This window comes from Moorena sp. SIOASIH (assembly GCF_010671925.1).
Classification (GTDB): Bacteria; Cyanobacteriota; Cyanobacteriia; order Cyanobacteriales; family Coleofasciculaceae; genus Moorena.
On sequence record NZ_JAAHIH010000008.1, the window covers coordinates 257,459 to 276,440 of the forward strand.

At 44.1% G+C, this 18,982-nt stretch carries 14 protein-coding genes; 8 read left to right on the forward strand and 6 right to left on the reverse strand.

What is annotated here, in order from left to right:
* Positions 1 to 1,499: 1,499 nt before the first annotated feature.
* The 3 genes from F6J90_RS39235 to lepA form a co-directional block, all read right to left on the reverse strand.
* The gene (locus F6J90_RS39235; RefSeq protein ID WP_293107043.1) at positions 1,500 to 2,891 is read right to left on the reverse strand and encodes a UDP-glucose/GDP-mannose dehydrogenase family protein; all 1,392 of its coding nucleotides are present in this window, start codon (positions 2,889 to 2,891) and stop codon (positions 1,500 to 1,502) included.
* A gap of 111 nt (positions 2,892 to 3,002) precedes the next feature.
* Entirely contained in the window at positions 3,003 to 3,953 is a 951-nt protein-coding gene (locus F6J90_RS39240; protein WP_293107046.1) for a UDP-glucuronic acid decarboxylase family protein, read from the reverse strand.
* A 276-nt stretch (positions 3,954 to 4,229) separates the two neighbouring features.
* A complete protein-coding gene (gene lepA, locus F6J90_RS39245) occupies positions 4,230 to 6,041 on the reverse strand; it encodes a translation elongation factor 4 (RefSeq protein ID WP_293107049.1) in 1,812 nt (603 codons plus the stop codon).
* A gap of 204 nt (positions 6,042 to 6,245) precedes the next feature.
* On the opposite strand from lepA, the gene F6J90_RS39250 reads away from it, so the two are divergent.
* The 4 genes from F6J90_RS39250 (at position 6,246) to F6J90_RS39265 (ending at position 9,828) form a co-directional block, all read left to right on the forward strand.
* The gene (locus tag F6J90_RS39250) at positions 6,246 to 6,500 is read left to right on the forward strand and encodes a type II toxin-antitoxin system CcdA family antitoxin (RefSeq protein WP_071107791.1); all 255 of its coding nucleotides are present in this window, start codon (positions 6,246 to 6,248) and stop codon (positions 6,498 to 6,500) included.
* Positions 6,501 to 6,575: 75 nt separating this feature from the next.
* Positions 6,576 to 8,357 carry an ATP-binding protein gene (locus F6J90_RS39255; protein ID WP_366514003.1) on the forward strand — a complete coding sequence of 594 codons (1,782 nt, stop codon included), beginning with the start codon at positions 6,576 to 6,578 and terminating at the stop codon, positions 8,355 to 8,357.
* Positions 8,358 to 8,912: 555 nt separating this feature from the next.
* On the forward strand, positions 8,913 to 9,563 hold the full coding sequence (locus F6J90_RS39260) for a DUF3386 domain-containing protein (RefSeq protein ID WP_293107055.1): 651 nt from the start codon (positions 8,913 to 8,915) through the stop codon (positions 9,561 to 9,563).
* 31 nt (positions 9,564 to 9,594) lie between these two features.
* On the forward strand, positions 9,595 to 9,828 hold the full coding sequence (locus F6J90_RS39265; RefSeq protein ID WP_293107058.1) for a hypothetical protein: 234 nt from the start codon (positions 9,595 to 9,597) through the stop codon (positions 9,826 to 9,828).
* A gap of 117 nt (positions 9,829 to 9,945) precedes the next feature.
* On the opposite strand, the gene F6J90_RS39270 is transcribed toward F6J90_RS39265, so the two are convergent.
* Together F6J90_RS39270 and F6J90_RS39275 are read right to left on the reverse strand one after the other, a co-directional pair.
* On the reverse strand, positions 9,946 to 10,737 hold the full coding sequence (locus F6J90_RS39270) for a cobalt-precorrin-6A reductase (protein WP_293107061.1): 792 nt from the start codon (positions 10,735 to 10,737) through the stop codon (positions 9,946 to 9,948).
* A 2-nt stretch (positions 10,738 to 10,739) separates the two neighbouring features.
* The gene (locus tag F6J90_RS39275) at positions 10,740 to 10,934 is read right to left on the reverse strand and encodes a hypothetical protein (RefSeq protein WP_008178699.1); all 195 of its coding nucleotides are present in this window, start codon (positions 10,932 to 10,934) and stop codon (positions 10,740 to 10,742) included.
* A 645-nt stretch (positions 10,935 to 11,579) separates the two neighbouring features.
* Between F6J90_RS39275 and F6J90_RS39280 the strand changes: the two genes are divergently transcribed.
* The 4 genes from F6J90_RS39280 (at position 11,580) to F6J90_RS39300 (ending at position 16,908) form a co-directional block, all read left to right on the forward strand.
* A complete protein-coding gene (locus F6J90_RS39280) occupies positions 11,580 to 14,117 on the forward strand; it encodes a mannose-1-phosphate guanyltransferase (protein ID WP_293107064.1) in 2,538 nt (845 codons plus the stop codon).
* A gap of 588 nt (positions 14,118 to 14,705) precedes the next feature.
* Complete coding sequence (locus F6J90_RS39285) at positions 14,706 to 15,293, forward strand: single-stranded DNA-binding protein (protein ID WP_293107067.1); 588 nt, start codon at positions 14,706 to 14,708, stop codon at positions 15,291 to 15,293.
* 50 nt (positions 15,294 to 15,343) lie between these two features.
* Entirely contained in the window at positions 15,344 to 15,610 is a 267-nt protein-coding gene (locus tag F6J90_RS39290; RefSeq protein ID WP_293107225.1) for a hypothetical protein, read from the forward strand.
* A 338-nt stretch (positions 15,611 to 15,948) separates the two neighbouring features.
* Positions 15,949 to 16,908 (forward strand): lipase family protein, encoded by a 960-nt coding sequence (locus F6J90_RS39300; protein WP_293107070.1) that lies wholly within the window; start codon positions 15,949 to 15,951, stop codon positions 16,906 to 16,908.
* A gap of 340 nt (positions 16,909 to 17,248) precedes the next feature.
* Here the strand turns inward: F6J90_RS39300 and F6J90_RS39305 are convergent, their stop codons facing one another.
* Positions 17,249 to 18,496: a phosphatidylserine decarboxylase gene (locus F6J90_RS39305; protein ID WP_293107073.1), complete on the reverse strand. Its 1,248-nt coding sequence runs from the start codon at positions 18,494 to 18,496 to the stop codon at positions 17,249 to 17,251.
* Between the last annotated feature and the right edge of the window lie 486 nt (positions 18,497 to 18,982).

Consider the following 18,982-nt stretch of genomic DNA (forward strand, 5'->3'; position numbering starts at 1 on the left):
GCTCAGATACCTCAGATTTTCCTGGACTGTTAGTGATCTAAGCCAAAACTATCACCAAAATTACCATTACTAGAGTTTAGTGCTTAGCTCGATTTGTCGCCAACTAGATCACGCTTGGGTTACTGATCAGGTTTGCTGATAGTCAATGGTTGCTGGCATCGATGAAGCCATCAAACCATCAACATAGATATCTAATCCCCCCAATATTTAACAACCAAATCAGCTCCCTGACTTCACCTTTTGAGGAAGTGCCGATTTTTTGGGTGGAAACCTGCAAAACCTCTTTGAGGGGATAATGTTGGCCGTGCGCTTTAGCACATCGCTTCGCGCTTCGTCAATGTTATCGATGGATACTATCCAAAACCCACTGTCTTACCCCTGCTAGGACTGTTTAAGGTTTCGGTTCTAGAGCTTGGAACTATCACGTATTCCAAGGTAGGACTTGAACACTTGCCGATAACTTAGCCAATCTTAATGGTCATTACTGCTCAGCTAACTAAAGTTAGAGGCTTGATGTCCCTTCACCCTCCTGTGGGTAGTGCTGACTGTGGTTATGTTCGTAGAACTTCACCAACATTAGTCTTAACACAAAGTTGTTGGCAAATCCCAACAACTAGGATTTTTAGCTTTGGGGATGGAATTGACAACTGTTAATCAAAATCCGGAGAAAATCGGTTAAAATTAGTTAAACCCACAAGAGTAACCGGACCAATTTCTCAGGCTTAACATCCTTAGGTGCCCTTGACCCATTAAAAATTAAATTCGCTCAAGGTGCGCGCCTCCAAGGGCCGGGTTCCCCGGCCTTGGGTCGTACCTCAAGGTGCGCGCCTCCAAGGGCCGGGTTCCCCGGCCTTGGGTCGCACCTCCCGAAGTCCCTACGGGATTATAGGAAAGACGAGGCAGATTGCGAGACAATCACAGAGTGGAATTGATTAACAAGTAATGGGACTAGGCTTTTTGAGTCGAAAGAATAGTGAGCTGTGCCGTGCAGCCATTACTGATTGAACCAGTAAGAACAATTGAGCGGTTTCAATTTTATACAGTTGGGTTCTCACGGTACTCAGCTAGTCTTTACAAAATAATTGAGGGGTCAGACCCCTCAGTAATTCTAGTACAGGATTTTACTTATGGCAATTGAAAGATCAGTAAGATCAACTGACTATCATAAAAATCCTAAAAGATGCCGCTAATTTGGTGATCAAAGTGCTCCAGGAAAGTCCTCCTCCCTGGAGCAGTAAGTAACAACACAAATTGATTGTCCCAACTCAGAGGTGCGTCCGGAAGTTTTAAACCTCAGGGTTGACAGATGCAGTTAATCAGCTGCTCTAACCAGGGCAAAAGCATCTAAATTCTAGAAGCCTTACTCATTCATAAGCAAAAATACTTATCCCATCAATTTCATATCCAGTAGGCATTTCAAAATAAGATGCGAATACCGCTGCTGCTCTAACAACTTTAGGTTGACAATCAATCCTCGCTCTATGAGGAGGGGGGAGACTTCAACGACCAATTCCCAAATAGGAGAAACCAGCACGTTCTAGCTGGATCCGATCTAGGCAGTTGCGACCATCAATGATCACCGGATTATTCATCAGCTCAGCCATTTTACCATAGTCGAGCTTCTGGAACTGATCCCAATCTGTAACTAACACTAAAGCATCACAGCTATCAGCCAACCGTTCTGGATCCGTTTCGACAATCACGTTAGATAGACCATGACGCATCCCAGTTTGGGAAATAATTGGGTCATAGGCTTTGACCTTGGCCCCGAGTCGGTTTAGTTCCTCGACCAGATTTAGAGCAGGAGCATCCCGCATATCATCAGTATTGGGCTTAAAGGTCAAACCCAACAGCCCTACTGTTTTACCTTTGAGGATTTTCAGCTCTTTCTGGAGTTTTTCAACGGCAAGTAGACGTTGGCGTTTGTTGACACTGACAGTGGCTTTAAGCAAATCTGCTTCATAACCGTAATCTTCAGCGGTATGGAGTAGTGCTAAGACATCTTTGGGGAAGCAAGAACCACCCCAGCCAATTCCTGCTTGTAAAAACTTGTTGCCAATCCGGGAATCTAAACCAATGCCTTGGGCAACTTGGGTAACATCAGCACCTACGCGATCGCAAATATTGGCAATTTCATTAATAAAGCTAATTTTAGTAGCCAAAAAGGCATTAGCCGCATATTTAATCATCTCAGCAGAGCTGAGGTCTGTAGCTAGCACAGGAACTGGGGGAAGGGATTTGTCTTCAGCAAACTGGCGTTCGACAATTGGTTGATACAGTTCCTTCATCATTGCGATCGCTTTTTCGCTATTGCCTCCTAGGACAATACGGTCTGGATTAAAGGTATCGTAAACTGCTGAACCTTCTCGGAGAAACTCTGGATTACTGACCACATCAAAATCCGCCGTAATTTCTTCTGCTGGTTCAGTTTCAGCTTGCCCTCCTGCAGTTACCAAAGATTTCTGGCGTTCAGCTACCCCATCTAGGACAATCATCCGTACCCAATCTCCAGAACCAATGGGTACCGTTGATTTGTTAACAATTACTTTGTAACCATCCTTAAGATGGGATCCAATCCCTCTGGCAACAGCTTCCACATAACGAGTGTCACTTTCTCCGGTAGGTAGAGGGGGAGTTCCCACTGCAATGAATAAAATTTCCCCATGGTCTACCCCAGCCGCCAAATCTGTGGTAAACTCAAGTCTACCTGCATTAGCTGACTCTTGCATTATTTCCGACAGTCCCGGTTCATAGATGGGGGACTGTCCAGATTTCATCAGCTTAACTTTTTCTTCGTTGTTGTCTACACAGATTACATGATGACCGATATGGGCTAAGCAAGCGCCAGTTACTAAGCCCACATATCCTGTACCAATTACACAAACGCGCATGGAGCTATGCCTCAATTAATATAAACTTCAATCGTTAGTAAACGTTAGGAAAGTCTCACGGTTGGAGCCAAAGATAGTATTGGCACCCTGACCTGAGGTTGATTGATTTAATTAAATCTGATTGTTTTCCTCTTGAGGAGTTAAACGCTTACGGAAATCGGACACTGTCAAATCTAACCCTTCTGACAAAGGAATAGTAGGTTCCCAACCTAGTAAAGTTTTAGCTTTACTAATGTCTGGTTGACGACGTCGGGGGTCATCCTGAGGTAGAGGCTTAAAGATAATTTCTGTATCAGGATTCACCATTTTTTGAATCGCCTGAGCGAGTTCTAATATAGTGTATTCTCCAGGATTTCCGAGATTAATCGGTCCGGTATGGTCATTATTCATAAGTCGAATTAGTCCTTCGACTAAGTCGGAGACATAGCAAAAACTTCGGGTCTGTGAACCATCCCCATAAACCGTTAAGGGTTCCCCCTTCAGAGCTTGCACCACAAAATTGCTAACGACTCGCCCATCATTTTCCAGCATTCGAGGACCGTAGGTGTTAAAAATGCGGGCTACACGAATGTCTACACCATTCTGTCGATGGTAGTCAAATGCGAGGGTTTCTGCCACTCGCTTGCCTTCATCGTAACAACTGCGAATCCCAATGGGATTGACATTACCCCGATAATCTTCTGACTGGGGATGGACATCCGGATCCCCGTATACCTCAGACGTGGATGCTAATAAGAATCTCGCCTTCACCCGTTTGGCTAACCCTAACATGTATAGGGTACCCATGACATTGGTTTTGATAGTCTTGACCGGATTGTATTGGTAGTGAACTGGGGATGCTGGACAAGCGAGGTGGTATATTTGATCAACTTCTAACCGAATCGGTTCAGTGATGTCGTGGCGGAGCAACTCAAAGTATGGGTGTGCCAGCCATTTCAGGATATTCCGTTTGTGACCAGTGTAGAAGTTATCCAGACAAATAACTTCATGACCTTCTGCCATCAAACGATCAATTAGATGGGAGCCGATAAAACCAGCCCCACCAGTAACTAGTATTCTCATGCCACTGAACTTTTGTGATGTGAAATCAATCCTAAACTAACCTCTGAATTTAACAGTGTCCAGTTAGACAATTTTTACTTAATTTATGGCAAAAAGTCCGGATATATATCTCTCCATATAGTTTTTCACCTACCTTGAAAACCAATTCCGTAATTACCGAAGGTTATCCTCGAATTCTCATAGGCTTTCCGGTTGAGAATTACTTGGTTGGTAGTAAGCATTCCGAGATTAGTACTTGGCTTTCAGGTCTGGACTTTTAATGACTGAATCCCCCCTCTAGCCTTGGTCAAGACGCAATACTGCCATAAACGCTTCCTGAGGAACATCAACAGTCCCTACAGCTTTCATCCGCTTTTTACCTTTTGCCTGCTTTTGGAGAAGTTTTTTCTTCCGGGAAATGTCACCACCGTAGCATTTAGCCAATACATCTTTTCTCAAAGCCGGAATATGTTCACTAGCAATGACTCGACTACCAATAGCCGCTTGAAGAGGAATTTTAAATTGGTGCCGGGGAATGAGTTCCTTGAGTTTTTCCACTAAGGTACGACCCACATAGTAAGCTTTGTCTCGGTGGACAATTACTGCCAGGGAGTCCACAGGCTCCGCATTAATCAGTAGATCCAGCTTGACTAAGGGATTATCTCGGTAACCAATGAGGTGGTACTCCATACTGGCATAACCCCGAGAGCGAGACTTCATTTGATCAAAAAAGTCAGTAACCACTTCTGCTAGGGGTAATTCATAAATTAAAGTAGTCCGTCCTTGGGCAAGATAAGTCATATCCTTAAAATCCCCACGGCGGCTTTGACAGAGTTCCATCAGAGTCCCAACATAGGTTTCTGGAGTAATCATTTCTACCCGGACATAGGGTTCGGCAATTTTTTCCCGTTCTTGGGGGGATGGCAAGGTACTCGGATTATCAATTTCAAGGACTTCTCCCTGATTGGTGGTCACTTGATACACCACTGAAGGGGCAGTGGTGATTAGCTCCAAATCATATTCCCTTTCCAGGCGCTCTTGGACAATTTCCATGTGCAGCAAGCCTAAGAAACCACAGCGGAAGCCAAATCCCATGGCAGAGGAAGTTTCTGGTTCGTAGTTCAGGGCAGCATCATTGAGCTTGAGCTTATCTAATGCCTCCTTTAAATCCTTGTACTGGTCAGCATCAGTGGGAAACAAGCCACAAAAAACCATCGGTTTGGCTTCAGTGTATCCCGGTAAAGGGTCAATAGCTGCTGCTTTTGCTAAAGTAATGGTGTCACCCACACGGGCATCAGCTACCGCCTTAATGGCAGCAGCTAGGTAACCAACTTCACCTGCGTGGAGTTCATCCACTTGGACTTGGTTAGGGGAAAGCACCCCTAGCTCATCAATTTCGTACTCCTTGCGAGATGCCATCAAGCGAATGCGATCGCCTTTTTTTAGAGTGCCATCAACCACTCTAAAATAAACGATTACGCCACGATAAGCATCATAGTAACTGTCAAAAATCAACGCCCTTAGGGGTTGGTCTACAGTATCGATTGGAGGTGGAATTAGATGTACAATAGATTCCAGGATTTCTTGTATGCCGATACCTTCCTTGGCTGATGCTCGAATCGCTTGGCTACAATCAAGACCAATGACCTCTTCGATTTCGGTACTTACCCTTTCCGGTTCAGCTCCAGGCAAGTCTATTTTATTTAGAACGGGAATAATTTCTAGATCGTGTTCAAGGGCTAGGTAAACATTTGCTAGAGTTTGAGCCTCTACACCTTGGGATGCATCGACTACCAACAGTGCTCCTTCACAAGCCACTAGTGAGCGCGACACTTCATAGGAGAAATCCACATGACCGGGAGTGTCAATTAAATTGAGAACGTACTCGTGACCATCGCTAGCAGTATAGTTCATCCGAGCCGCTTGCAGCTTAATCGTAATTCCCCGCTCCCGTTCCAAATCCATATTGTCCAGGAACTGTTCTTTCATCTGGCGGTCGCTTACGGTCCCAGTAGCTTGCAGTAGGCGATCAGCTAAGGTCGATTTCCCATGATCAATGTGGGCGATAATCGAAAAATTACGAATATGAGAGACAGGGGCATCAGTCATAAGCTATTGGTATTTACCAGTCAATAACTGGTCTATTGAGTTCATGCTTCACTTAATGTATTTTAATGTTTTCCGTCAGAGGTAAGGGTACTATCCCTGGAATGGTTATAACTGAGCCAGGCTATTTGTCAGTTATCGTAAAGTTATATTAGTAGTGTTATTAGCCCATCGATTATGAATGATCATGCCTTACATCAAGAGGGTTTGCTTGAAAACCACCTTGACTCTACCAAAGCTACTAACGTAGATTTATCACGTTCAGCTGACAAAGAAGAAATTTCTATTCATTTGGATACGGAACTCTTGGATCAAATCAAACACTTGACTAATGATCCGAGTAAAGTAATAGAAACGGCAATTCGTCAATGGCTCAGGGGTGAAAGGGGAACAGATCAGGAATTAGCCCGTACCTTTGACCGAAATCCGCCCCTGCCCCCCCGAGGTGAGTGGAACGATTGATAGACAAGAGGTAAAGGCATCTACTTTGAGACGTTGCCATTGGCTCGTGCGTTAGGGTTGGGTGGTTGCATTTACATGTTGAAACGGGAACTGAGGCTCCCGGTGTTGCTTGTAGTTTCCAGGTTTCTTTTAATGGCTGCACCTGTGAATTTTCAATGTTTTCAAACTGGATATATAAATAATAGGCAATCCGCTAGTGCACAAGGTGATTCTAACTTTTTGCAGGGTTTAGGGTGTGAGCTGGTGTATACTCAAGAGGCATCGGGTAAATGCCTTTCTTTTTACTGGCAAGCTGCTGAGCAATATGGTCTGAGTTTGACACAAGTGGTGGGACTTCCCCTAGAAGATGCATTCTGCCCGACTGAAGCCGAAGCCTACCAAGAGAGGCTTCAGAGAATTTTGAGCCAGCGAACCCCTGAACGTTGTGTTCAATCGTTTTGTTACCAGGACAGATCCTTTGCCTTTGAGTTGGTGATTAGTCCTATTTTGCCAGCGGATGGCGAAGCAACAACCGTTCTAGTTATGGGTCACTTGTTGCCGGAATCATCAACATTGGAATGGCGGGAATCTCCTACAAGCGTAAGTGTAGACCCCCATCAAAAATTACTCACCAAAATTGCCCGGCAAATTCGTCGTACCCTCGATCTAGATACCATTTGGCAACAAACTGCCCAAAGTCTAGGGGAGGCACTCCAGGTAAGCCGTTGCCTCGTCTGCTATTACAAACCAGACGCACGGGTAACCAAGGTGCAGGCAGAATATTGCCAACAGCCCTTGCGGTCAATGGCGAAACAACTGCTACCCTTAGATTCTGAGCCTTACCTCGAACAAGCCCTCACTAGTCAGGAGCCAGTGCTGGTCGAACACATTGTTTCCGGTGAATGGGAACAGTTGTCTGTGTTGGTGGTTTCAACCTCCTATAAAGATGAACCTAATGGTTTGATTTGCCTACAGCAGTGTGATCATCGCCGTCAATGGAGTGCCGCAGAAGTAAAGTTAGTGGCAGAATTGGCTGAACAAGTCGGCACAGCGATCGCTCATGGCACCCTTTACAAGGAGTTAGAAATAGCTAGCGAAAGGGCTGAAGAAGCGTCTCGCCACAAAAGTGATTTTCTGGCTAATACGTCCCATGAGTTACGCACTCCTCTCAATGGCATGATTGGGTTTCTCAAGTTGGTTCTTGATGGCATGGCAGACGATCCACAGGAGCAACGGGATTTTATCCAAGAAGCCTACAATTCTGCATTGCATCTGCTCAATATTATTAATGATATCCTGGATATTGCCAAAATTGAAGCGGGTAAAATGGAGCTAGAACTCGCTCCAGTAGAATTAGAGTCTCTGTTTAGAAAAGTTGAGGACTTTACGATCAATCAAGCTGAGCTCAAAAACCTCAGCCTCAGAATTGAAATGCCTGATGTCTATGATGGCATTGATATGTATGGTAACTATCAAAGGCTGCTACAGGTAATGTTAAACCTAGTGGGCAATGCCATTAAGTTTACTGATGAAGGTGGGGTGACTGTTAGTGCTGAGGTGATCCGAAAGAAGATAACTTTCAAAGGTACGGAATTCCCAGGATTGGTTAAAGTTCGAGTTGCTGATACTGGCATTGGTGTTTCCCTCGACCAGCAAGACCGGCTGTTTCAAACATTTACCCAAGTGGATGGTTCCCGCACTCGCCAATATGGCGGCACAGGTTTAGGTCTAGTCATATCCCAAAAGCTGATTGAAACCATGGGGGGTGTGGTCAATTTTTTCAGTATGGGGGAAAATTTAGGGTCAACAGTTACCTTCACAGTACCTCTTTATCAAGTTCCTGTGATGGTTTCCAATCAACCAACTGATATGGATTAACCATCCACTTAAAAGGTTACCCTTACCATCACCGCCCCCAGTAACTTTAGCATGATCAAGGGCTGATAGCTGGCAAGCGATTGATTGGCTTAGGGGGTTAGCTGAAAGCTGGCAAGCTTAAGCGATATCCTCTCCGGAGAATTAGATCAAATCTGGTTGTTGAATAACCATAGTTCCTAGTGACCAGAACAGGATGAGCAGCTGTCAGAACTATGGAATTTAAATAAAGTCAGCTGATCGTGTTAATGCTTAACAGTTCATTATTTTATAAAACCTAACGGTATAATTGGCCAGCTTTTTGTGGAAAATTTAAACTAAACTTACCTAGACTTCTTCCAAAGCATGATCAATTTGGGAGTAATGGTGAAAATTTAGTTTTAGCTTAAAGTTAGCTGAAACTACCTCACCCAATTTAAAGATTCTATATAAAGCAGTAATGCTATAATAACCACCGTCAGAGATTAGTGAGTAGTCTTTGGATAGTAACACTTCCCTAGTATAGTTTGTCTAGTGTGGGAACTATTAGCTAAAAATATCGGTTGACTTAACAAGACTATGATCGAAAACGCAACAGCTCGTGAAGTGTTCCAGGCGGCTTACGAAAACCGCTACACCTGGGACGACGATTTTCCTGGTTACAAAGCTGACCTCGAAATTAAGCAAGGTGATGAAGTATACACTGGTCAAGTTCGCATTAATGGTGATCACAGTGTTGAAGTTAGTGGGTTTGATGATGAAAAGGTCAAAGAAAGTGTCTATAACCAGATGCGGGATATTGTGACCCACCGCAAGCGGTCATCTTTTGAAAAAGCCCATGGTAAAAACCAATTTAGCTTTGGTAAAAACGATTATACTGGTGCAGTAGAAATTTTTGTCAAGGGTGATGCTATGGGCTCTAACTATAAAGTCCGAGGGCAGGAAATTTGTCATGTCAGTCGGGTTATGGGTCCGATGGCTTTTACAATTAATACCAACGATAGCCTAGATACAGGAGAAGGGTATATTTCTTCAGGCTACAATGCCATTTTTCGCAATGCCAAAACTGGTGATTTGATGGCTAAACGAGAGTTTGAAGACAGCTTTGATAAAGTTGGTGATTATTATATTATGACTCGTCAAGTAGTTTATGCCATTGAGGAAAAAGGGCGGACAGCTACTGAATTCAACTTTTCTAATATCAAGTTACTCGAACCAGCGATGGTTTAAGCTTTGGTTTTAAGCATTCAGCTATCAGCCTATGCGCTACGCGCACGCTACGCGAACAGCTATCAGCCTATGCGCTACGCGCACGCTACGCGAACAGCCATCAGCCATCAGCCTATGCGCACGCTACGCGAACAGCCATCAGCCATCAGCCTATGCGCTACGCGCACGCTACGCGAACAGCCTTGGCCAAGGGCAAATCCCCAGACTTTCAATTCTGATTAATCTCGAACTATTAAATTCTACCGTTTGCGTAGCGTGGCCATAGACCTGCATAGGTTTATTTTAAGCTGAACGCGCACGCGTGAGCTTTTAGCTCACGGCTGACAACTGACGGCTGACAGCTGACGGCTGAATGCTTAGCTGTTATTTAAGGGGGGGGAGTTCAAACATAACGATCGCAAAACTCTAAGGCCACAGATACATTGCTGGTTTGCTGGGGATAATCAACAACTGGGCGAGTAATGATAACTAGGGAGATGCCTAACTCAGCAGCTAGGGCTCGTTTGATATCTTCTCCCCCAGCCACCCCAGACGCCTTGGTGACAACCACAGAGATGTCCCAGTGATGCCAGAGTGCCTTTTCCAAATCAGCTGGTACCGGAGGACGCAGGGCAATAATTCGATCTGGGCTAAATCCAGATGCGATCGCTACATCAATTGCAGTAACACTCGGGAGAACCCTGGCGCATAGGGTTGATTGGTCTTGCCAGTCACGGAATAAGGGTAAATGTTTGTAACCGATGGTCAGTAATACCCGCTGCTGATGGAGATAGTTACCAGCAATCAGGTCTTGAAAACTATTGAGATAAATTATTGGTGAATTGTCTAGTTCAGAACTTACCTGAGAACTTAGCTGTTGCCGTTCAAAACGCAGGTAAGGTATATGCCGAGCACAAGCCGCTGAAATCGCTATTTGGGAAATTTCCACTGCATAGGGGTGAGAGGCATCTAGGATCGCTACAATACCATGCTTCTCCAAAAACTGCTCTAGCCCATTTGTATCTAAACGCCCGACTTGAACCCTTAAATTTGGGGTTTGGGGATAGAGGGATTTAGCCACCGTTGTGGTAACGGTTACTGTACAGGGCATACCCCTGGATGCGATCGCATTTGCCAGAGTCACACTTTCGGTGGTTCCACCAATCAGCCAAATACCGCCACTGCTATTTACCACTCCTATCTGCCCTTAAGGGCTTTAGTAAAGTTTTTGCGATAGGACTTATTAGCAACGATTAAAGCTGGCCACAACAGTGACAATGCTATCCGATTGGTTAAACTCCGGCTGAAGTCAGTCCGCTCAAACCCCCTCCAGAATTTCCACACGCCATACCCATAGACTACCAGTAACCCGAAGACAATTAAGTTAGCCATTCATCAAAAATCTTGCCATATTTGGAAACCCCGTCTCAATTAAGATAGGCCTCTCGCCTGACAGGGAGGAGAAGCGAGCCCTTGGGCCGGTTTTAACTACCGTCCATGAATCTGGGTAGAAGACATTTGGCTATTGTGACATGGTTTATCACTTCCGGTGCTTTTTATAAGATAATTTTTATATTAATGATAATTTTACCTTATCAAGCCAGTGTTAGACCATGACCTCAATACCATAAGTGTGTAGGTTAATCAACCGAATTGATTCGGATTACAGCTCAAAGTAGCATTGATCCAGATCCAGTTTCTCTAGTCTTCATTTGTGGTGTCACCCTTAGGAGTTACAGACTAGCCAAACTCAGTAGTCATGATTACCTGAGTGAAGAAGGAGCGGGTCAACACGCGATCTTTCTTCTCAGGGAGGAGGAAACTTGGCGACACCAGTGTCGTTAGTTATGGTTCCGCCAGTCTTTGTCGAAAGCACTATTTTATGAATCACTATCGACTAGGCCATACCAAAATCACGGTTTTCAGATCAAGTCACTGTTTGTGGAGGAAAGTACTTCACTAAAAAAAGCCCATAAAAAGACAAATGAACGTAGACAACATGATCAAACCCCTTAACGGGTTAAAAGAGGAGGAATTATGCGAGCAGTGCTGATGGCTGGTGGTTCAGGAACACGGCTCAGACCGTTGACCTGTGATCTGCCCAAGCCCATGGTGCCAATCCTGAATCGACCCATTGCTGAACATATTGTTAATCTACTCAAACGGCACAATATCACTGAGGTCATTGCCACTCTGTACTATCTCCCAGATGTCATGCGGGACTACTTCCAAGACGGCAGTGACTTTGGGGTAAAGATGACCTATGCGGTAGAAGAAGAACAGCCTCTGGGGACTGCAGGTTGTGTTAAAAATATTTCCGAATTACTCAATGAAACCTTTTTAGTCATTAGTGGCGATAGCATCACCGACTTTGATTTGACTGCTGCGATCGAATTTCATAAAGCTAAGAAATCAAAGGCGACATTAATCCTAACTCGCGTTCCCAATCCCGTTGAGTTCGGGGTGGTGATCACCGATAAGGAAATGCGCATCCGCCGATTTTTGGAAAAACCTTCGACCTCAGAAATTTTTTCCGATACTGTTAACACTGGCACTTACATTCTTGAACCATCGGTTCTAGAGTACCTGCCATCAAATGAGGAATGTGACTTTTCCAAAGACCTGTTTCCGAAACTCCTCGAGAAAGATGAGCCAATGTATGGCTATGTGGCTGAGGGATATTGGTGTGATGTCGGTCACCTGGAGGCTTACCGAGAAGCCCAGTATGACGGCTTAATGAATAAAGTCACACTAGACTTTGCTTACCCAGAACAATCCTCAGGAATGTGGGTGGGACAAAATACCTATATCGACCCTACTGCCAAGATTGAAACCCCAGTACTAATTGGTAGCAACTGCCGGATTGGTCCAAACGCCCACATCGAAGCAGGAACAGTAATTGGCGATAATGTTACCATCTCTGCCTACGCTAACCTGAAACGACCGATTATTTGGAATGGAGCGTTGATTGGTGAAGAGGTTAATCTGAGTGCCTGCACCATTTCAAGGGGAACCCGGGTAGACCGTCGTGCTCAAGTTTTCGAAGGTGCCGTTGTCGGTTCCCTGTCTAAAGTGGGAGAAGAAGCTCAAATTAGTCCCACTGTAAGGGTTTGGCCAAGTAAAACTATAGAATCAGGTGCAACATTGAATATCAATTTAATTTGGGGCAACACTGCCCAACGGAATCTTTTTGGTCAGCGGGGTGTCCAAGGCTTAGCCAACATCGATATTACTCCTGAATTTGCCGTTAAGTTGGGAGCTGCTTATGGGTCTACCTTAAAACTAGGCTCCCAAGTATCACTTTCCCGTGACCAGCGTAGTATCTGTCGCATGGTGACCCGGTCTTTGATTGGGGGATTGATGTCTGTGGGTGTCGATGTCCAGAACCTAGATGCAACCGCAATTCCGGTGGCTCGAACCGTGGTACCAACCCTAGGGGTTGAGGGAGGTATCCATGTGCGAGTGCATCCTGACCGACCAGATCATATCCTGATCGAAGTTATTGATGCCAAGGGAATTAATATCAGCAAGGGTAAAGAGAAAAAAATTGAGGGGGCTTACTTTAAAGAAGACCTAAGACGAGTCCAGATCAATGATATCGGCAATGTTAACTACCCGATCCAGTTAATCGATATCTACGGTACTGCCTTTGAGAAGCATCTCAATGTAGAGGCAATTCGCAACAGTGGTTCTAAGGTAGTTATTGACTATGCTTATGCCGTCTCTGGTGCAGTGTTACCCCGACTGTTAGCGAAATTTGGTGCTGATGCAGTAGTCCTCAATGCCAGTTTGAAACAAACAGCTATCTCCACAGAAGAACGAGAGAGTTTGCTCAATCAGCTGGGTCAGGTGGTCGAGGCCCTAAAAGCCAATTTTGGCGTGCAGGTCTCTGCTAATGGGGAACAGCTGATTTTGGTGGATGAATCGGGAATGTCGATTCGAGGTGAGGTATTGACTGCACTGATGGTCAATATTATGTTAACCTCTAATCCCAGGGGCACTGTGGTGGTTCCAGTTCAGACATCAAGTGCGGTGGAACAAATTGCCCGACAGCATGATGGCAAGGTGATCCGCACCAAAGCTAACCCCACAGCATTGATGGAAGCATCTCAAAGCAACCCCAATGTGGTATTGGGAGGCAGTTGGGACATGGGCTTTATTTTCCCCCAACTACATCCAGGCTTTGATGCCATGTTTGGAATCGCCAAGTTGATCGAGATGCTGACAGTCCAAGAGCGATCGCTTGCTGATATTCGCGCTGAGCTCCCGCGCGTATGGTACAAAACCGTTACCCTGCGCTGTCCTTGGACAGTTAAGGGTAGCCTGATGCGTCATCTGGTCGAAACCCATCCCAGTGAGCAGCTCGAACTTGTTGATGGAGTTAAAATTATCAACGCGCAAAATGATAACTGGGTGTTGATTTTACCCGATGCTGGCGAACCCTTGGTTCATATTTTTGCCAACAGCGATGACCGGGATTGGGCCGAGGAAAACCTCAAGCATTATCGCAACCATGTTCAGGAATTCGTTGAAAAAGAACAAGGTGTAGAAGCGCAACCTTCAGCCGTGTCATAAATCGGATTGATCGGCTGTTCACAGGTAAGCTATCAGCTATCAGCGTGTCGCGTATCAGCTATCAGCTATCAGCTAATGCGCTACGGGAACAGTTTATGCCCACAGCGCACGCTACACCGAACAGCTTTTGAATAAAATAAGCTGACGGCTGATAGCTGACGGCTGAATGCTTACGTTAACAGGCATAGCGGTGGAAAACTGAGAGTGTTTGTAGACCTCAAAGGAAAGCCGCTACGCCATTGTTGGTAGTTAGTTAATTGTTGGTAGGTAGTGATTAGTGTTAGTGATTAGTGGTTAGTTAGAGTGCTCTGAAAGACAACTAATTACTAAGCACTAACCACTACTATAAACTTTAATACTATAGCGCTAGTTTTGATGACTATAACGGTTGTCTTATTAATAAGCCACACAGGATTTTTACCTGTTCCCAACTCCCGACTCCCGACTCCCGACTCCCTAAAACCCCCCGTTAAATGATAACCATCTCCCTCCCCAGGAAGGTTAAGTTCACTCAAAGAAAAACCAAAAGTATTGGTACACTTGTTCTATAATAAGGAGTCAACACTGAAAGGACAAGGGAGATACGAGATGAACAGCTGCATTTTAATGGCACAAATTATTCAGGATCCAGAACTCCGTTACACCTCAGAGAATCAGATACCCCTGACTCAGATGCTAGTACAATTCGCCGGTCTCAAGGCTGAGGAATCCCCATCAACCTTAAAAGTGGTAGGTTGGGGGGAATATTTGGCTAATGAAATTAAAACAAACTATTCCACAGGCGATCGCGTGGTGATTGAAGGTAGCTTAAGGATGAATGTGATTGAGCGACCAGAAGGGTTCAAGGAAAAACGGGCAGAATTGAATGTTTCCCGGATTCACAAATTGGGAACAGATGATCACTTCGAGCCACACGTCATGGCCTCGGACAGAACTTTCCAGCATACCCCAGAACCATCCCGTCCCCAAACCCATGATAAGGTTGTATCGATGGAGCAACATCGGATGTCGTCATCTGTGTCTTTTCCTAGCAATACCGAACAAGATTTTGCTTATACCAGCACTGAACAAAATACTGAGCAAAGTTTTGAGTCTTCTTTTGGGTCTTCATCTCCTCAAAACCCAACCTCTGGTAACCCTAGTCATCAACAAGATTTAGATGATATTCCCTTTTAGTTATTCGGAGCAAAGATTATAGCGTTTATCATAGTTATGAGGTACACAAAATGTTTTACCTCTTCCCTCTTCCCTGCTCCCTGCTCCCTGCTCCCTGCTCCCTAAAACCCAGGACTCTGTACCTCACCCAAATAATAATTGCTATAAATTGTGTTTCAACTCCTTTACGTACTGATCTATGCCCTCCAGCCTTATCTAAACCTGATTTGCTTTTGTTTGGCTTGGGGGATAACGATGATTCTAGCTTGGACGGTTTTGTCAGCAGTCCGAGAAAGTTTTGCTGTTGCCAAACGACTGCATCAAATTCCCTGTTCTAACTGTCAGTTTTTTACTGGTGATTACCGTCTTAAATGTACCGTGCATCCCTCTGTTGCTAATTCTGAGGCAGCCATCAATTGTAGGGACTTTTGTGCAAAAAATAATTACATGACTAGAGTTTAGCAGACTCGAGAGTAATGCCATGGGCTTCATCCTTGCTAGTGGGGAGGGAGCCTATATAGCAATCCTAAATTATGTAATGTATTTGTAAAATCACTGGAATTGTTAAAAACTGGTGCTTTCTCCCTTCCCTTCTGCCATATGCCGTTTGCTTCCTGCCTTAAAGCAGACCATTTCTTTCGCAAATCAGATAGGATTGCTATATATAGCAATCCTAATGAAAGCATGCGTGATGGATAAGACAATTACTTACCTCACAACTGCTGACCTTGATCACACCAGGGCCATCGTTTTAGCGCAAGCAAGCGGTCTAACTTATGATGCTTTTGATAAGCAAAACCCTGCTGAGTGTCTTGAGGTGTCTCCACCGGATGGTTATGATTTTGTAGACTACTGGACTGGTGTTGATGCGATTTTTAATAAATACAAAACTGTTGAGTGTTATGGTCTAGTGTTTCGATCTCAGCAGTCTCCTTACACTTATATATTTGCTTTTAGAGGTACTTCTTCGACAGAGGATCTAATAGATAATTTTGGTGTTAATCATACAACATTTTTACCTTATCAGGAAGATGTTGTAGTGCCATCTGAGCTTAGGGTTGAATCAGGTTTCTACCATATCTATTCCAATAGTGATGGGAACACACCCTCGATGCAGAATCAGGTGTTTGCCCTAGTTGATAAATACCAAGCATCTGAAAAACCGATCGATACTCTGTATATTACTGGCCATAGTTTAGGAGCTACACTGAGCACGTTCTTCACACTTGATATGGCGTTGTCTAGACCAGATATCAAGTCTGTAAGCTACAACTATGCTTCCCCTCGTGTAGGCAACCAAGCATTTGTAGAATTTTATCAACAACAGGCACCTCAACAAAACCCGGAGACACGAACTATTCGTATCCAAAATGTTTATGATAAAGTTCCTTGTGTCCCATATAAACCTGAAAGATACCAGCATTTGCCCTATGCTTATCTAGTTTCATTTTCTCGAGACAACTTAATGGGTAAATTTGAGATTATCGACAATCATCATCGCAAAAATTATACAACTGTTGTGAATTGTGCGTTGGAAAGTGAAAGTGGCTTTTGTGAGGGAAGCTTTGACTACGATCAGGGCAAAAAGATGAAGTCGGTGAAACCAGATCCTAGTACAGTTTGTACATATTGGTAGCTTTTGGTCTGGGCTTGTATCCGAGGGGGATGATGTGTAATCAAAGGGAACAGGGAACAGGGAACAGGGAACAGGGAACAGAAAAGAGGCAAGAGGAACCCACCCCTAACCCCCTGATATAGCGTTTATAGGACTCATGAGGTACAGTCTTCTTTGACGTTGATTCCCTGTTTTAATGCAGCGCATCGCTATTCCCTCTTATCTCTTCCCTGTTCCCTGTTCCCGTCTTGATGCAGTCGCTCATGGGGGAAACCCCCAAGACCGCGCTGCATCGCTGTTCCCTGTTCCCTAAAATCTAGAAATTGTGTACCTCACAAGTCGTAGAATTGCTATAAATTGCTTATCTGGCTAAATAAGCAATCCGATTCAAGAAACGACTCTTCCGTGTCTTGGTTAACTTCACGTCTGCTTCTGCTTCACCAAGCAGGAATCCAATTTGCTGCCCTTGTAGGATATTTAATGAGGGGAAACGATCTTTTTCAAACAAAAGAATGTTTAAGGATCCACCATACTGAAAGTACCCTATTTTTTCGCCTTTTGTAATCGGAACGGGGCTTGCAGAAGTGACATTCTTGAATCGATCCTCAAATATCACTGAAGCGATGGTGTTCAATCCTACCGGTATCATCGCCACATGACCATAGTTGGCGGTTTCGATCACTAAATAGCCGCGACGAAAATGTTCAAATACACTGTAGGAATATCCATAACCAACGTTGTCATCGTTTAACAAGCCCGGAAAATTATCGATACCAAAATATTCGCCTGCGACATCTTCGTTAGACTCTACAACCGTGCCAGATACAGGTGCATGGTAGTGATGATAAGTATCGGGCATGAGGATACAAGAAACAGCTGTACCTCCATCAAAGTTTTGGGCAAAACTTGAGTTATTCAAAAGCTCCACAACATTTAAATATACTGTTTTTACAGATATTTTTGTTTCTAGGGTTAAGTCGTTAACAATCATATTGATAACGCTATCTGCTGGAGCCACGACCACAGAGTCGTCATCGGGTGAAGTAATCGGTCTTGGATTAGCTTCTGGGTTTAGATTCCGGGCAAAAAATTGATTAAAATTCTCAAATCCTAGATAAGGGTCTTCCTGATTTGGGCAATAAAACTCAGAACAGACTGCCGTTGCACCACCAAGCTCATTAACCCATGTCTTAATAAGTTCTTGGGAGTCAGTAGAATCAAAGTATTTGCCGCGCACTTCTACAAAATATGCGGTCATCTGATAACCAGCACCTTTGGTCACAAAGGCCAAGCCGTATTCATTTTTATAATATAGCCAGCTAAACTTTTGGATATAATCTAATCCAGTGGGAACTAATGGTTCCCAAACGTACCAATCTGTAAAGAATTGGCACAAGTCATCTATTGTTTTGTTTCGCCAATCATAGGTGTAATTTCCGTCTGGATCATCTTCTAAAATTTCCTCGGGAATTGGTTTGACATTTTCCACCGCTGCATCGAAATAGGTTTGAAAACCTTTCGTGTCTTCAGTGTACCACTGATTTATAGTCGCGAGAAACTGTTGAAATTCTGGATTTTCAGGATTTGGTGTTCTGGGCTGTGTAGTCATACTCTGCTCCTTTAGTTAATTTTTTAGCACTTAGCTGTGCTAAGTATCTACATATATCAGACGTTTGCGGCTGACAACCTTCAGATACTAACTTGCTTTTTCCTCAATAACAATGCACCTTAATCAACCTTAATCTTAATCAACTTTAATTAATATGCTTGAATATGCTTAAATATGCTAACGCCTAGCTGCACAAGTAAAAGGATTTGTCAATCCTCCTAAATCAAGGTAATTTTGTGTAAACTTAAAACTACAAACCATTGATTTTGTCAATCCCCTAATATCAATAGTTTTGGACGGGCGCAATCGCATAAGCGCGATCGCTAATTTTATAAAAGCGATTATTTGAAATATACACTACGGTATTGCTTGTTTTTTATTAACCCCACGGGGTGACAACAAAGCGATAACCTAGATAGGTGTTAGGTTAATGGTTTTAGGTGTTGGGTAAAATGAGCGCATCGGAGTCATTTGTATTTCCCAGCA

Coding starts and splice junctions, on each gene's coding strand:
- F6J90_RS39235 (WP_293107043.1), bottom strand. CDS start 2,891: ATGCGCGTTTGTGTAATTGGTACAGGATATGTGGGCTTAGTAACTGGC.
- F6J90_RS39240 (WP_293107046.1), bottom strand. CDS start 3,953: ATGAGAATACTAGTTACTGGTGGGGCTGGTTTTATCGGCTCCCATCTA.
- lepA (WP_293107049.1), bottom strand. CDS start 6,041: ATGACTGATGCCCCTGTCTCTCATATTCGTAATTTTTCGATTATCGCC.
- F6J90_RS39255 (WP_366514003.1), top strand. CDS start 6,576: ATGTTGAAACGGGAACTGAGGCTCCCGGTGTTGCTTGTAGTTTCCAGG.
- F6J90_RS39260 (WP_293107055.1), top strand. CDS start 8,913: ATGATCGAAAACGCAACAGCTCGTGAAGTGTTCCAGGCGGCTTACGAA.
- F6J90_RS39265 (WP_293107058.1), top strand. CDS start 9,595: ATGCGCTACGCGCACGCTACGCGAACAGCTATCAGCCTATGCGCTACG.
- F6J90_RS39275 (WP_008178699.1), bottom strand. CDS start 10,934: ATGGCTAACTTAATTGTCTTCGGGTTACTGGTAGTCTATGGGTATGGC.
- F6J90_RS39280 (WP_293107064.1), top strand. CDS start 11,580: ATGCGAGCAGTGCTGATGGCTGGTGGTTCAGGAACACGGCTCAGACCG.
- F6J90_RS39285 (WP_293107067.1), top strand. CDS start 14,706: ATGAACAGCTGCATTTTAATGGCACAAATTATTCAGGATCCAGAACTC.
- F6J90_RS39290 (WP_293107225.1), top strand. CDS start 15,344: ATGTTTTACCTCTTCCCTCTTCCCTGCTCCCTGCTCCCTGCTCCCTGC.
- F6J90_RS39300 (WP_293107070.1), top strand. CDS start 15,949: ATGAAAGCATGCGTGATGGATAAGACAATTACTTACCTCACAACTGCT.
- F6J90_RS39305 (WP_293107073.1), bottom strand. CDS start 18,496: ATGACTACACAGCCCAGAACACCAAATCCTGAAAATCCAGAATTTCAA.